This is a genomic window from Vibrio sp. PNB23_22_6 (assembly GCF_052877535.1).
In genome coordinates, this window is sequence record NZ_JBNFXP010000004.1 from 1 (window position 1) to 14,801 (window position 14,801).

Below are 14,801 nucleotides of genomic sequence, written 5' to 3' on the forward strand. Positions count from 1 at the left end.
ATCAGTTGTCGCCAGTAGAGTATGAAAAGCAATATGAAATCAAGTTAAAGAGTGTCTACTGATTTGGTGGCTATTCAGTATATTACGTTTGCTGATGGCTAATGTTATGTCTCAGACAGCGACAGCAAACTTGCTGATGCCAATCATGACGGCACTGGGTACGTCAATGGCACACTGTCTCTTTTGGGCTAGGGCTGTCAATAGTGAAGCGGATTGCTGAACGAGATATCCAAAGACAGCCGCTTTCTACGTACTAGCAAAGTTCTGTTCACTGGACAGGCCATTCATACTGATATCATAAATCCTATCGACTTAGCGGGCATTGATCGATATGTTGAAAAGCCTTGGCAGGCTGGCCAATTAGTAGAGTGGGTGCGGAATTTGGTGACGAAATACATATTTGAGATGGGGTTGGATTACACTCAATATCATGCTCACCTCGAGCAAAATGTCGTGTTTGATCATCTTCGCTAATGTGCGCTTCCTTGGCAACGGTTCGTAATATGCCTTTTGCCGAGGGAGATGTTGATTGAACAGCTTAATGTATAACAGCTGGCACTTATCATTGAACGTGATTTAGAGAACCGAGTTTAGCCATTGTTTTAGGTTTACTTCGAGAACCGGAAGAGACTCACGATTATACTCGGAGACAGCTACATTCACCTTGATGGTCTAGATATTTCTCCACATCGTAATCTCCTTGAGGAACGAATAACATAATCGATCCAAGCGTAAATGACATATTTATACAGTGTGCCATTGGGTGCGGTCTATTATGAGATTCACGTTTTCAAGTGTTATAAATAGTTGTTATAGCGCAATGGATTTGATTTTCTGCGTTTTTAAGTGCATTCAGCATTAGATACTATTTATTCAAAGCTGTTGTTGATTTGTGCCACAAAATTTTGAAAATTCATGCGGGTTAATGTGTGCTGAGTCTAAGTCCTTAAAAATAAAAGGGACAAGTGGTACGTAATTTGCCCAATATTTGATTGAAGGCGCATAAATTTCAAATTTTTGTAACAGTGAATAGTCTTATCTCTTATAATCCATTTTTATTATTTTAGCGTTTAATGAATATGCCGGCATGCAGTACAAAACAGAAGAATCGATAAAAATAGCGATCGCAGATTTGAGTATTGGCATGTTCGTCACCTCGATCCAACAGAGCAAGCGAGTCAACTTAGCGAATGCTGGCCGCGTCTCCTCATTACAAGGTATTCAAAAGTTAAAATCGGGCGGCATTAAGTACGTTTGGGTTGATCAAAAACTCTCTGCCCAAGGGTGCGTGTTTAAACCCGTCGAAGAAGAGCACGATGTGACACTGGGTGCATCAGAAGTCATCGCCACCTCAAAAATTAAGCGTGCGTTTCGTTCTCGTGAAGCTCAGCATAAGCGTGCCAAAAAACTCATTGCAGAGGCTAAGGGGTTAGCACAAAAACTGCTCAATCAGACGTTTGAAGGCAAGCTTATTGAAGTCGATGAGATTGAATCGTGGGCTGACGACATGATTGACAGCGTGTTTATCGATTCGGATGCACTTCAATGTGTTTCCGCACTGCGCAAAAAAGATTCTTACTTGCTTGAGCACTCAGTGAATGTGGCTTGTCTGCTGGTTACATTTGGTAAGCATCTAGGATTGGATAAAGATACCTTAAAACAGCTGGCCGTTGGTGGGATTATTCATGATATCGGCAAGATAAAAATTGATGATGAGATTTTGCATAAACCTGCTCGGTTAACGCCAGAAGAATTTGAGCACATGAAGCTGCACCAGGTGTATGCGAGAAAAATAATACTTGGGGTTAAAGGGGTGAGCGAAATCAGTCGTGATGTTTGCTTAATGCACCATGAAAAACTGGATGGCAAAGGTTATCCACGTGGCCTAGCTGGTGAGCAAATCCCTGTTCATGGGCGAATGAGTTGTATTGTCGATATTTACGATGCATTAACAGCGGAGCGAGTTTACAAGAAAGGGATGAGTTCTGCGGAAGCGTTCAAAATCCTGTTAAGTCTTACGCCATTTCATCTCGATGCGGATCTTGTCTATAAGTTTATTAATTGTATTGGTATGTATCCCGTCGGCTCCATTGTCCAACTTAACGATGGTCGAGTGGGTATCGTCTGGACGTCAAATTCATTACAGCCACTAAAGCCAATTATTAAGTGTTTCTATTCTCGCAAGTTTAACCGTTATATTGATGTTGCGATGGTGGATTTGAAAAACAGTGCCTATGCGATCGAAAAAGCAATCGCCCCATCCACGTTAGAAGTTGATCCCCAACCTTTTTATGATTGAGTTATGAAGGGCTAACTTATCTCTTTACATGGTTGCATAATGTCAGTATTTTTAGTGCATAACTAATCGCATTGTAACTGCGCTGGTTAGGCGCGATTACTCCAGATTACTAGCGTTAAGTTTGTTGATTGCTCTGCGTTTAAGGACAGAAAAATGGTCGTACTTAGAGGTTAGTAACCGTAACTTGAGTACAGTACATAACGGATTGGAAGGGAATGCCAATGCAACTGGATACATGGATTTATTACACGCTAGCCATATTGGTTCTTACTGCCTCTCCGGGTCCTAGTTCACTACTTTGTCTGAGCAAAGGGGTCAGTAGCGGATTTCGCTATGCTTTTGCGACCGCTCTTGGCAGTTTGATCGCAATTACTATCATCCTTACCTTATCTTTTACTGGCCTCGGCGTCGTAATCGCTTCTTCGGAGTTGGCCTTTAACATCATCAAATGGTGTGGCGCTGCGTATCTTATTTGGCTTGGTATCCAAGCACTGCGCTCAAAACAAACTGACTTCTCGCAAGCGCAACCTGAGCGAACTTCTTCAAATTACTTAAGCGCGTTTACCAGTGGTTTTATTGTTGGTTCGAGTAACCCAAAAGCCATCGTTTTTTTCACTGCGCTGTTTCCTCAGTTCATCGACCCTTCTGCATCGTTAATCACACAGTACATTGTCTTTGCCAGTACCTTTGTAGTGTTCGAACTGAGTTGGTTGACCTTCTATGGTTTGCTAGGGGTGAGAACATCGGATTGGCTATTTGCGAAAGGACGAGCGAAGTTATTCAATCGCCTGACGGGGGGTGTCTTCATCAGTGCGGGCGTGATGCTGTCGACAGCGCATCGAAGCTAAAAGAAGTATAATTTAGCTAACGCATTCAGTCTTAGCCAAATTAGGAAGTTGTTATTTCCAAAATGGAAATTACCCGTTTTGTTTTTTTCATTAGTGGCAAAGACTTCTCAAGCGTATAATACAAGTCACTCTTTCGAGGTATAGACTTGAAAGGGGGGCATTAGTTGTATTTTCTCCAGGAACATCTTAGATGACTCAAAGCCTTTCCGATCTTCAGCAGCGTTTCCTTGCTATCGCGACAGATAGCAACTTATCTCCAAAACAGAAATCGAACTTTCTTGCTTTGGAAGCTGAAGCGACTATTCCATATATGACTGTCTCTGACGAGGTAAGCCAAGCAATGCAGCAAGGCGTCATATGTGACATGTTTGAAGGTCATGCGCCGTTTAAGCCGCGTTATGTTTTGCCAGATTACGCAAAATTTCTTTCTCAAGGCTCTGAATACTTGGAGTTAGATCCAGCAGAAGATTTTGATGATGCAATCAACATGTTGACCATCATTTACCATCATGTGCCTTCGGTAACTAACATCCCAGTGTACCTTGGTCAACTTGATGATGTGCTTATGCCTTACGTCGGTGGCCTTACTGACGAGCAAGTCTACAAAAAGCTAAAACACTTTTGGGTCATGCTTGATCGCACATTGCCCGATGCGTTTATGCACGTGAACATTGGTCCGACGGACAACATTATTTGTCGTACGATTTTGAAAGTAGACGCTGAGCTAAAACAGATCGCGCCAAACTTAACGCTCATGTACGACGAAGGAGTAACACCAGACGATCTGCTAAAACAAGCAACACAAAACATTTGTGAGTGCAGCAAGCCACACATCGCGAATTACCCAATGCATGCAAACGCGTACGAAGGTGGTCGCTTTGGTATCGTGAGCTGCTACAACTCTCTGCCATTGGCTGGTGGTTCAAACACACTTGTGCGTATGAATCTTAAAGAAGCGGCGAATCGTTCAGACAACTGTGACGATTTCTTCAACAACGTGCTGCCGGAATACCACGGTTTGATGGTTGAGCTCATGGATGCCCGTGCTTCACACCTGCATGAGAAATCTGAGTTCTTTAAAGGCTTCCTAACACAAGAAGGTTTGATTGAAGAGTCTCGTTTTGCGCCAATGTATGGTATTTACGGCATGGCAGAAGCGGTAAACGTATTGCTACAGAAAGAGGGCAATACGAGCCGTTACGGTCAAGATGCAACAGCGAACGAATTGGGCCACGCAATCTCAGCTAAATTGTCGGAGCTAGTAGAAAGTACGCCTGTGAAGTTTGGTTTAGACGGCAAAGCGCTACTGCATGCACAGGGCGGCATTAGCCTTGATTTGGATGTTACTCCGGGCGTTCGTATTCCTTACGGCAACGAGCCGGATCCTGTCTCTTACGTGCAAGCAACGGCAGGGCATCACCAGTACTACCGTTCTGGCATCAGCGACATTTTGACCATCGACGAAACGGTGAAATCAAACCCGGAAGCGATGTTCAACCTTTGTAAAGGCACGCTCAACGCAGGTTACCGTGAGTTCACGGCAAACGTTGCGTCAAATGACTTGGTTCGCGTAACAGGTTACATGGTGAAGTTGTCTGATATCGCCAAATACGATGCACAAGGTTCACGTACCAATACCACATTCCTAGGTGCAGAAGCGGCGAAGAATACGGGTATTTTAGAACGTTCACCACGTGTGGTGAGCCATGAAATGTCACCGCCTTACGTTAAGTAACGAGTGACAAACAAGAATAAGATGACTAGACGATCGGTAAATCCCTTGGCTAAGGTCACTCGAATCCTTCCGTTTTCTTGTGTTGATGGACCGGGAAACCGTCTAGTCATCTTTCTACAGGGTTGTAACTATCAGTGCATCAACTGCCACAATCCGCACACCATCAATCACTGTGATCATTGTGGTGATTGTGTAAGCGTGTGTCCGGTTGGCGCGCTGAAGTTCGACGAAAGCAACAACGTTGTTTGGCTTAAAGAGGAGTGCACCCACTGCGAGCGTTGCACAGAGATATGTCAGCACCAATCAAATCCAAAAATTACTGACTACTCTGTGGAGGCAATGCTCGATTTGATACGCAAACAGCGCTTTTTTATTAGCGGTGTTACTGTATCCGGTGGGGAATCTACCTTACAGCTTCCTTTCATTATTGCGCTGTTTAAAGGGATCAAGCAGGATCCTGAATTGCAGCATCTTACTTGCTTCATCGATAGCAATGGGTCTTTATCAACCTCAGGTTGGGAAAGAGTGTTGCCGTATATGGATGGCGCAATGATTGATCTTAAATCGTGGCAAAGTGAAACGCATCACTGGCTTGTCGGGCGAGATAACCACCGCGTATTCCAGACGATTCAGTATTTAGCAAACGCTGACAAGCTGTATGAAGTGCGCTTGCTTCATATACCGGGTAAAAGTGATCTAGATACAGAAATAGCCACTGTTGGGCACTATCTGCAATCGTTGCCGAAATCAGTCAACATTCGTTTGAACGCGTTTCAACATCATGGTGTGACAGGCGAAGCGCTAGAATGGGAGAAATGCTCTAAGGATGAAATGGAACGCTTTCACGCTCAATTAAGTCAGTTTGTCAGCAGACCAATGACTATGCCATCGGTCTACGTGTATCGCAGTAAAGGCAAACAAGTTTAGAACTTAATTCACTCTCGGTTTGCTGCATCCTCCCAAGGTTTCACACGCTTTAAGCACTTGCTGTTGTAGCCACCTCAAAGCGGGATCGTTCAGACTCGCTTTATTCCACACCAAACTGTACGCCACTTGCCCGTACTCGAATGGCAAAGGTCTTTCTACCAAGCTATTCGCTTGCAGTGCCATTTGCGCCCAAAGTTTTGAACAAGTGAATAGATAATCGGAGTGGTGACACATCACTGCTGCGGATCCAAAGTCTGCCACGTGCATCGCGACACTGCGTTTGGTATAGCACTGGGTTAAGTTCTGTTCAAAGTAGGGCTGGGATAAGTCTTTATCGTGAATGCCTATGTGTCTTGCACACAGATAGTTTTCTATCGAAAGCTCTTCTTTTGTCAACGGGTTATTTCTGCCCATCAAACAGATCATTTCATCCTCTAGAATCGTCTGCCATACCAAGTCTTTGCTGTGGGTTGGCGGCTGGCTGATGTCATGCGGCAGAATCAAAAAGTCGACCTGTCCGCGGATCAGAGAATCGAAACTCATTTGCTCTTTCGCATAGACGTTCAATTGCGCTCGGCTGCCCATCTGTTTAGATAGGTTCTGTAGCATAGGCGCGAAGATCTCAAAGGTGCTTTCACGCATTGCTAATGAGAATCGACCTTCATAATAGGCGGGATTAAACGAACCTTGGTAAAGCAAACCGTTCATGCTGGAAAGAATGCCGTGCACCGAAGGGCCTATATTCAAAGCAAACGGAGTCGGGACTAAACGAGTGCCATCGCGGTAAAAAAGGTCGTCTTTCAGAATGTCACGCAATTGACTGAGCGTTTTACTCACGCTAGAAGGGGTCACGCAAAGTTGTTCCGCCGCTTGAGTCACGCTGTGTGTCATGAGTAGCATGTGCAGTACCGTTAGGTGTTTAAGGCTAATGCGTGAGAGTGTTATGTAATCCATTCGCAAGACTAATTCGTGTGATTTTGTTCAGTATATCAGTATGTAATATTTTTTTACTAATCCAGCAGCACGGAAAATCAGGTGTTTCTTTTCGTGTTCTATCTAAAGGTTTGGCTCAACTCGACATACCAACGGATTGAAAGTTGCTGCGTCGGTGGTACCTTTTCCGAAGTAACCATTGCAGCAGTCGTGTCTGACCCTATTACACATCTGAAAACACCCTTAATTGATCCCAAGCTCGTACCTAAGATGGCGGCATTGGATGCAAATCTTCTCATTAGTTTACCGGCTAAGGTCACCGCCGATACTGGTATCGATGCTTTAACTCATGCCTTAGAAGCCTATATTTCACGTAATGCAACGCAAGAAACCCAAGCCTATTCTATCGCTGCTATTAAGCTAATTTTTAAGTACCTGCCATTAGCTGTTGTATCAAGCAGTTGGTATTGAGCAAACAACCGATGCGCTTAATTACTTGCCCAAATTCGGACTTAAAGTAGGGGTGTAAAACTAAATGTACATTACTGCATCTTAATCCTTACACTTTACTTGATCTTATTTGAGAGATCCGACAGAATCAAACTGTATTCCAATAGTGGTATTGGGTTTGGTAGACGGTTTCCTGACCTCATGCTGATTAATCTTATTAGGCTGTAAAGATAAATATACAATGAGTCAATCTAAAGTGTTTGGTAGTGCCCTGATTATTGCTGGGACTACAATTGGTGCTGGAATGCTAGCGCTACCTCTTGCCTCTGCAGGCATTGGTTTTTCCACCTCCCTTATTATTATGTTGAGTTTGTGGGCATTGATGGCGTTTACTGCGCTACTCATGTTGGAATTGCACCAATATGCTGATAGCAATGCGACGTTGCACACGCTGGCAAGAAAAATTCTTGGACAGAAAGGCAAGTGGATTGCGAGTTTCTCGATGTTGTTTCTGTTCTATTCACTGTGCGCCGCTTACATTGCTGGTGGTGGGGCTCAGTTTGGTGACCGACTCACTGATTGGTTTGACTTAGAACTTTCTGGCTCGGCATCAACCATTATTTTTACGCTTATCGTGACGCTTGTAGTGACGGTTGGAACGAGCACGGTTGATAAGGTAAACCGCGTGTTGTTTGGTTTGAAGATGGTAGCCATGATCGCCGTATTGTTTTTCCTTGCCCCAAACGTTACTCAATCGTACCTGCTCAGTATGCCAGTTGAACAAGGTCTTATTGTTGCCGCTATTCCGGTTATCTTTACTTCATTTGGTTTTCACGGAAGTATTCCTGCGATTGTAAATTACCTTGATGGGGATACATCATCACTGCGTAAAGCAATCATGGTTGGTTCAACGATTCCGTTAGTGATTTACATTTTTTGGCAGATTGTGACGCTTGGTGTCGTTAGCCAAAACACGTTGATTGACAATGGTGGATTAAGTGCGCTTATCGGCCAACTATCGCAAACCGTACAACAATCAAATCTAGGCAATGTCGTCGGTGTATTCGCAGACCTTGCATTGTTAACGTCTTTCCTCGGTGTAAGCTTAGGACTGTTTGAGTTCTTGGGGGATACCATTAAAGGCGATAACGAAAAACCTAACCGATTGTTAGCGGCCCTAGTAACATTTACCCCACCACTTGGTTTTGCATTGTTTTATCCGCAAGGCTTCATTATGGCGTTGGGTTACGCTGCAATTGCACTCGCTATCTTAGCGATTTTCTTACCACTAGTGATGGTGATAAAAGTGCGTCGCTCAGATGAATTTACGGGTGAATACCGCGTTGCGGGTGGCCAAGGAACCTTGGTTGTGACGGGGATTGCAGGTACGGCGATTGTTCTGGCACAAGTTCTTATTACGGTTGGCGTGCTTCCTGCTCTAGGTTAATCATTGGTTGTGATACAAAGTGACGGTCAGTGGGTGAAGGCGCACTGGCCTTTTTAATCTTGATCAAATTATCGTTGAATATTCGGTGAAATAATTGGCGGTGACCTGTTTCTATTTCGTACACTTAAGTTGTGGTATGTCGATAAATTAGGTGGAGAAAAGTCGCTTTAATTACATTTAATCTTCTGAGTTTCATTAGGCTTTTCTTCTAGTTTCTATGCTTGGGTGTGGAGGTGAAGTATGGCACACCGGAGTTTTTACCCGTTTGCAAAACCGCTTAATGAGCAAATGCAAACGTTGAAGATTAGGATGCAGGCACACTTATCCTCTGTTGATAGAGTGTCGTTTGTCAAATACTATCCGCAACACGGTATACTCAAGTCTTTCGCTGAAAGTGAATTCGGCACTTGGCGTTTAGCGCATCATGAAGCACCACTACGCAAACTTCATCACCTCAGCATTGCTGCTAGTAGCGCGACTCCACGTATTGTCGATGACCTTCATGACATTAACCATTGTCAACGTATTCAAACGCTTCTAAAACGAGGCTATCAATCGTCAGTGGCGATCCCTTGCTATGACCATCAAACTTTTACGGGTTTTGTCTTTCTTAACTCCGTTAAAACCCATGCATTCAGTTTGAATGCGCTCAATAGCCTTAAACCATATTTTGAAATGATTCAGTTTGCGGTGGGATCGGAAGATCATGTGGTGAACAGTATTGAACTTATGGCCGAGCGAATGCAGTGCTTAATGCCCGGTTATTCGCGTGAAGTGTATTCTCATAGTAAGAGGGTGGGCATTTACAGTCAGTTAATTGCCAAATACTTAGCTGATGCCCATGAGTTCAGCGATGAGTTGGTGGAGCAAATCAGCGTATTTGCCCGCTACCATAATTTGAGTGCGATACCGCTTTCTGCTGAAATTGATCATGACCGTTGCCACTTTTCGGATGAACAAGAAGCTTTGTTGCTTGAGCATATTGATCAGTGTATCAAATCTGCAGACAACATCGTTGCACGTATCGGTAATCCTGTTCACCCCGGTGTGAATGTCTTTCGCCAAATAATCACTTATCAATATGAGAACTTAAATGGGTCTGGCTACCCATTTGGGTTGAAAGGTTCAAGCATTCCAATCGCTGCACAAATAGTGGCGGTCGCCAATGCGTTTGATGTGATGACTACCCACCATCCGTATCGGCAAGCTTGGTCAGTGACTTATGCGCTGCTAGAGTTAGAGAAGCAAGTTTATCAGGGCCTATTCTCGAGAGAGTGCGTAAATGCTTTAAGAGAGCATCAAAACTACATAAAACAAGTCATCAACAAATACCCGGAGCATTGTACGGGGATAGGTTTGATGTAAAAGCAACGATTAGACGTTAAACCTTGACGTGGAGGAAATGATAAATAATACTGTTTTTATATACAGTAATTAGGTTTGGAGGTGAAGTATGCTGTGGGAAACCCTTGAACGAGTAAACCGCCTGCGCCAACAAGCATTGGCAAACTCTGATTTCGTCGAGTCTGCAAAGGAGCACGAAGAAGCTTTGCATGACCAAGAGTATCATTATCAGCCGAAGAAAAAGCGTTCAGTTAAAGGCAAGCAGTCGTTAGCTGATATCTATAAAGAAGTCGATTTTAGTGGAGATGCGCGTCATTAAGCCTTCGTATTCGCTGCGGCTAGTTTATTCTTTAATGCCACAGCTTCACTTATTTATACCCAAGCATCTTGAGGTTACTTGGGTATAAGATGCAATATCAGAAGTTCGCTTTTCGAACATAGTGCGGATTTTTGTATTTCTTTTCTGGACCAAAGGCAGAGATAACGAGTTTGTTCCAGAGTGCCTTATCGAATTTTCCTTTTTCTATCGAAGGGTAAAGCGTTTCTTCTTCTTCCCTTGCTAAACTCATGTACTGTTTTTTCTTGATTTGATTATATTTTTTTGCGATTTGATTGTGTTTGCGTAACCACTCAAGTTTATATTCACGCAGTACTTTTTCGCCAGCTTCTGCATCCATACGAGAAAGGAACAATCGTTTGTATGAGACCTTTCTGTCCAACATGGTACGCATTACCGTCTGAATATATTTACCATGGTGTGTGATGGTGATGTCGCTTTCATCAACAGGCGTAATACACCAGCCCTTTGGTAAAAAGGTGGGTTGCTTAAACTGCTTATTACGTTCCATGAGCACCTGATGAAGAACCAAATCAGATGTGCCGCGGAAAGTTTTTTGCCATTTACCGATTCGAATCTGCAGCGAACCGGGCAAGCGATAGATATTTGTAAATTTATCTTGGTCCATGGACTCTAATCATGAAATTACTTAGTAACATTGGGAATGTGCAGACGCCAACCGAACAACATCGTGCTGTGACAATACTGTTTATAAAGGGTTAGGTTGCTGTATTTGACGATTTTACAACGACCTCGCAAAGAATAGCGAGGGTTTATGTCAATATTAACCAAGAAATATAAGAAATGTGTAAATTATGAAGATAGTTGGTGCACATGAGATGATGTGCACCATAACGCTGCCTAACCGTTGAGATCAAATGGCCTCTTCAAACTGTTTCTCTTCCAGTTCCTCAATTTCTTGGATGTGTCGATTCGCCTGCTGAAGTTGATACATTCTTGCATAACGCCCATTTTGTTTAAGAAGCGCGCTGTGTGTGCCGCTTTCTACTAGATCACCATGATGCAGTACGATGATTTGGTCCGCGTTCAAAATGGTCGAGAGGCGATGCGCAATGACGACCAGAGTCATGTCTTTACGCAGTACTTCTAAGCTTTTTTGGATCAGAGCCTCTGTACCAGAATCTATGTTTGCCGTAGCCTCGTCTAAGATGAGTATTTTTGGCTTTGCCACTAATACGCGTGCGAGGGCGAGCAGCTGTTTTTGACCAGCAGATAAGTTGGTTTCACCTTGGCCAAGTTGAGTATCTAACCCACGCGGGTAGCGGTGAATTTGTTCGGCTAGACCGACCTTCTCTAATGCATCCCAAACTTGTTCGTCCGTAACACTTCGGCCTAAGCAGATATTTTCTTTTACACATGCAGGCAGAATATGTGGGTCTTGTTGAACCATGGCGATATCTTTTCTGAGCACCTCTTTACCTAATGACTTCAACGGACGGCCATCGACTAACAGTGCTCCAATCTCTGTTGGATAAAACCCCATTAACAGAGAAGCGAGGGTACTTTTCCCGCTGCCAGTATGACCCACTAGGGCGACGAAGTCCTGATGTTCCGCCTGCAACGAAATTTTATTGAGCACATTTTGCTGTCCATCGTAGCTAAATGTGAGCTGCTCAAGCTTAATCGACCCCGTTTTTAGCGGAGCATGATCCGCGCCATAAGTTTGCTCTTTGGCGTCCATTAACTCAAATACGCGTTCACTCGAAACGAGCGCTTGCTGCAACAGAGCCAGTTGTTGAGTCATCTCGATAAGGGGTTCAGTTACCCTTGCAAGATAGCTAATAAAGGCATAAAGAACACCAACCCCGATCACTTCAACACCGTTGAAACCGAAGATGGCGACAAGCGACAGTAGGGCGATACCAGCGAGCATATCCATAAGTGGACGCAGTAAGTACCCATTTAAGCGAATGACTCTTTTTGACGCAACCAAGTGTTCAGCGGTTAACTCGTTAAACTGTTTGTTAAAACGGTCTTCTTGCTGCATAAGCTGAATGACACTCATCCCTTGAATCGATTCGCTAAGGTTAGCGTTGATGTCAGACAGCAAGTCACGCATGCAACGATACGTCTCTGTGCTAAGACGTTTAAATAGATACATGAAACCGACAACAATCGGCAGTAATAGGACGACGACCAACGCCAACTTCCAGCTCATGTAAAACATGACGCCCAACATGACCAAGATCATGACCAAGTTCTTGATCACGGTTGCTATGAGTAACTCATAAAATTGCTGTAATGATTCCGTATCGTTAGTAATACGGGAGACCAGCTTCCCTGCTGGTGTGTAGTCAAATTCGGAAAGGGGTTGGTTGATAACACCAAAAAACACTTGCTTACGAATCGTTTTGATGGTGTTAGTCGCAACGATACTAAATTGCAGCGATTGCAGATATTGGAACGTGGCTGAGATAAGCTGTAATGAGATATAGCCCACCGCTAAAGATATCAGCACGTTGGTCGAGTAGTCGCCCTTAGTAATGTGTTCATCAATAAAATATTGAATTAGCCATGGGCCACCAGCATTTGCTATTGCTGCAATAAACAGCAGTGCAAGACCTTGTATCATTGGTTTCGGCTGTGACAGCGGGTAAGACAATAACCGCTTGAAAATCGTACTCTGTTTCAAAAGTTAGTCCTCCATTGCTTGTTCAAGTTTCTGATATCGATACATTTCTGAATACCAGCCATACTGTTGCAGCAATGCATGATGCTGACCCCGTTCGGCGATGTGTCCATGATTGAGGACAATGATTTCTTCGGCAGCTTCGAGCGCAGTAAGGCGATGAGCAATGACTATCAACGCTTGTTCCCGATAGTGCGTTTCTAGATTTTTGAGGATTTGGTGCTCTGTTCGTCCATCAACAGCAGACAAGGCATCATCTAAAACCAGCACTTGAGCATTGAGTAGCATTGCACGTGCAATGGCAATTCGTTGCTTTTGGCCGCCTGAGAGTGTGATGCCTTTTTCACCTACCTCAGTTTGGTAGCCCTGCGGGAATTTTTCGATATCATCATGGATACAGGCCAGTTTGGCAGCGCGATACACGTCGGCCTGCGAAGCCGATGGATTACCCAACGCGATATTGTCGTAGATTGATTTTGAAAATAGAAATGGGCTTTGATTCACGACGGCAAAACGGTTGCGCCATTGTGGCAGAATCGCGTTTTTAATGTCGATGTCGCCAAATAAAATGGTACCATTTTCTAGCTCGTGTTGGCGGAGGAGTAAGGCGAGCAAAGTTGACTTACCGCTTCCTACTGGCCCAGCGACACCCAGCATGTGTCCTGGTTGAAGTGTAACGTGAACATCACTGAGAGCTGGGGGTAAATCCGTTGACCAGTGATAGTCGTTAATTTGGATATTTAAAGGCAGAGGTCGGTCTGATAAGGGGATATCGCCACTGACGATGTCGGGCTTTTCATCGAAAACTTCTTGTAAACGATTCCAGGCTGCTGAGCCTCGTTCAAGGATATTAAATAGGAATGCAAACGCGAGCATTGGCCAGATCATCATACCAAGGTACATGGTAAAAGCGGTCAGGTCGCCTAGGGTGATTTCACCTTGTTCGACCAAGTACGCACCCGATGCAATACTTAGAAGAAAGGAGAGCCCAATGGTCAGTTGGATCGCAGGATCAAAGCGTGCATCTGCTCTTGCCACGGCAATATTTTTATCTCCTGTGTCATCAACAACGTCTTCAAAACGTTGTTGTTCGCGAGCTTCCAAACCAAACGCACGCAGCATTCTCACGCCATTTAATGACTCTTGAGTCATATCTGACATGGAAGAAAATGCCTCCTGAGCAACACGGAATCGTTGGTGAAGAATACGAACGATAAAGAAAATAGTGAGCGCTAGAAATGGCATAGGCAACAGCGCCATTAATGTGAGCTTCCAACTTATTTGTGTCACCATTACGATCAAAACGGCAATACCGGTGATCAACGAATCCGCGGCGGTTAGTACGCCTTCTCCTGCAGTCATCACAATATTACGGACATCGTTGGTGCCACGAGCCATAAGGTCGCCGGTTTTAAAACGCTCAAAAAAGCGAGGGGGTTGTGTGGATATATGACGATATAGGCGGTTACGCAAAATGGTACCTAACTCCGAGCTGGCACCAAATAACCAGATTCGCCAAAGAATACGACAGCCATAAACAGTGAAAAATAACACCACCAGACCAAACAACCACAGCAGCAAGGTTGTGGTGTCTAAGGTGTTATCGACAACGCCATCTACGATGATGCCTACGGCTTTCGGGGGGGCGAGCTGAAGGGCTGAGATAACAGCGAGTAGAAGAATTGAACCGACATAATGTTTCCATTTAAGTTGGAAATACCAACGAAGCTGCCAGAATATTCTCATAGCGCCTCCTGCGTTAAAGTATTGAATTATAATGGATCTATTATTTATTCTTATGATGACTTTACAAGCGTATTTTTTGTGCAAA

The 14,801-nt window shown here is 44.1% G+C and carries 11 protein-coding genes and 2 pseudogenes; 9 read left to right on the forward strand and 4 right to left on the reverse strand.

The window, feature by feature from the left end:
- Nucleotides 1–231: 231 nt before the first annotated feature.
- The 5 genes and pseudogenes from ACVA54_RS04475 to ACVA54_RS04495 all read left to right on the forward strand — a co-directional run.
- A pseudogene (locus ACVA54_RS04475) lies at nt 232–474 on the forward strand (response regulator); the annotation flags it as partial.
- A gap of 613 nt (nt 475–1,087) precedes the next feature.
- Nucleotides 1,088–2,299 carry an HD-GYP domain-containing protein gene (locus ACVA54_RS04480; RefSeq protein WP_099078135.1) on the forward strand — a complete coding sequence of 404 codons (1,212 nt, stop codon included), beginning with the start codon at nt 1,088–1,090 and terminating at the stop codon, nt 2,297–2,299.
- Between the two features lie 221 nt (nt 2,300–2,520).
- On the forward strand, nt 2,521–3,147 hold the full coding sequence (locus ACVA54_RS04485; RefSeq protein ID WP_446649424.1) for a LysE family translocator: 627 nt from the start codon (nt 2,521–2,523) through the stop codon (nt 3,145–3,147).
- A gap of 190 nt (nt 3,148–3,337) precedes the next feature.
- Complete coding sequence (locus ACVA54_RS04490; protein WP_446649425.1) at nt 3,338–4,882, forward strand: YjjI family glycine radical enzyme; 1,545 nt, start codon at nt 3,338–3,340, stop codon at nt 4,880–4,882.
- Between the two features lie 21 nt (nt 4,883–4,903).
- On the forward strand, nt 4,904–5,809 hold the full coding sequence (locus ACVA54_RS04495) for a YjjW family glycine radical enzyme activase (protein WP_446644551.1): 906 nt from the start codon (nt 4,904–4,906) through the stop codon (nt 5,807–5,809).
- Between the two features lie 3 nt (nt 5,810–5,812).
- Here ACVA54_RS04495 and ACVA54_RS04500 read toward each other — a convergent pair whose 3' ends face one another.
- Nucleotides 5,813–6,763, reverse strand: a complete 951-nt coding sequence (locus ACVA54_RS04500; RefSeq protein ID WP_446644550.1) for a LysR family transcriptional regulator — start codon at nt 6,761–6,763, stop codon at nt 5,813–5,815.
- A gap of 156 nt (nt 6,764–6,919) precedes the next feature.
- On the opposite strand from ACVA54_RS04500, the pseudogene ACVA54_RS04505 reads away from it, so the two are divergent.
- The 4 genes and pseudogenes from ACVA54_RS04505 to ACVA54_RS04520 all read left to right on the forward strand — a co-directional run.
- A pseudogene (locus ACVA54_RS04505) lies at nt 6,920–7,204 on the forward strand (iron-containing alcohol dehydrogenase); the annotation flags it as partial.
- Between the two features lie 229 nt (nt 7,205–7,433).
- Nucleotides 7,434–8,639, forward strand: a complete 1,206-nt coding sequence (locus tag ACVA54_RS04510) for an aromatic amino acid transport family protein (protein ID WP_446644549.1) — start codon at nt 7,434–7,436, stop codon at nt 8,637–8,639.
- 240 nt (nt 8,640–8,879) lie between these two features.
- Entirely contained in the window at nt 8,880–10,004 is a 1,125-nt protein-coding gene (locus ACVA54_RS04515; RefSeq protein WP_099078130.1) for an HD-GYP domain-containing protein, read from the forward strand.
- Between the two features lie 88 nt (nt 10,005–10,092).
- Nucleotides 10,093–10,302 carry a hypothetical protein gene (locus ACVA54_RS04520; RefSeq protein ID WP_119464688.1) on the forward strand — a complete coding sequence of 70 codons (210 nt, stop codon included), beginning with the start codon at nt 10,093–10,095 and terminating at the stop codon, nt 10,300–10,302.
- A 97-nt stretch (nt 10,303–10,399) separates the two neighbouring features.
- Here the strand turns inward: ACVA54_RS04520 and ACVA54_RS04525 are convergent, their stop codons facing one another.
- From ACVA54_RS04525 to ACVA54_RS04535, 3 genes are all read right to left on the reverse strand, one after another.
- Nucleotides 10,400–10,948: an MSHA operon transcriptional regulator gene (locus ACVA54_RS04525; RefSeq protein WP_099078128.1), complete on the reverse strand. Its 549-nt coding sequence runs from the start codon at nt 10,946–10,948 to the stop codon at nt 10,400–10,402.
- Between the two features lie 246 nt (nt 10,949–11,194).
- Nucleotides 11,195–12,973, reverse strand: coding sequence for an ABC transporter transmembrane domain-containing protein (locus ACVA54_RS04530; protein ID WP_446608764.1), 1,779 nt, complete (start codon nt 12,971–12,973; stop codon nt 11,195–11,197).
- A gap of 3 nt (nt 12,974–12,976) precedes the next feature.
- Complete coding sequence (locus ACVA54_RS04535) at nt 12,977–14,716, reverse strand: ABC transporter transmembrane domain-containing protein (RefSeq protein ID WP_446579259.1); 1,740 nt, start codon at nt 14,714–14,716, stop codon at nt 12,977–12,979.
- Nucleotides 14,717–14,801 lie beyond the last annotated feature (85 nt).

What these genes read in the sequence shown, in the direction of transcription:
- ACVA54_RS04480 (WP_099078135.1), top strand. Translation starts at nt 1,088, where the DNA reads ATGCAGTACAAAACAGAAGAATCGATAAAAATAGCGATCGCAGATTTG.
- ACVA54_RS04485 (WP_446649424.1), top strand. Translation starts at nt 2,521, where the DNA reads ATGCAACTGGATACATGGATTTATTACACGCTAGCCATATTGGTTCTT.
- ACVA54_RS04490 (WP_446649425.1), top strand. Translation starts at nt 3,338, where the DNA reads ATGACTCAAAGCCTTTCCGATCTTCAGCAGCGTTTCCTTGCTATCGCG.
- ACVA54_RS04495 (WP_446644551.1), top strand. Translation starts at nt 4,904, where the DNA reads ATGACTAGACGATCGGTAAATCCCTTGGCTAAGGTCACTCGAATCCTT.
- ACVA54_RS04500 (WP_446644550.1), bottom strand. Translation starts at nt 6,763, where the DNA reads ATGGATTACATAACACTCTCACGCATTAGCCTTAAACACCTAACGGTA.
- ACVA54_RS04510 (WP_446644549.1), top strand. Translation starts at nt 7,434, where the DNA reads ATGAGTCAATCTAAAGTGTTTGGTAGTGCCCTGATTATTGCTGGGACT.
- ACVA54_RS04515 (WP_099078130.1), top strand. Translation starts at nt 8,880, where the DNA reads ATGGCACACCGGAGTTTTTACCCGTTTGCAAAACCGCTTAATGAGCAA.
- ACVA54_RS04520 (WP_119464688.1), top strand. Translation starts at nt 10,093, where the DNA reads ATGCTGTGGGAAACCCTTGAACGAGTAAACCGCCTGCGCCAACAAGCA.
- ACVA54_RS04525 (WP_099078128.1), bottom strand. Translation starts at nt 10,948, where the DNA reads ATGGACCAAGATAAATTTACAAATATCTATCGCTTGCCCGGTTCGCTG.
- ACVA54_RS04535 (WP_446579259.1), bottom strand. Translation starts at nt 14,716, where the DNA reads ATGAGAATATTCTGGCAGCTTCGTTGGTATTTCCAACTTAAATGGAAA.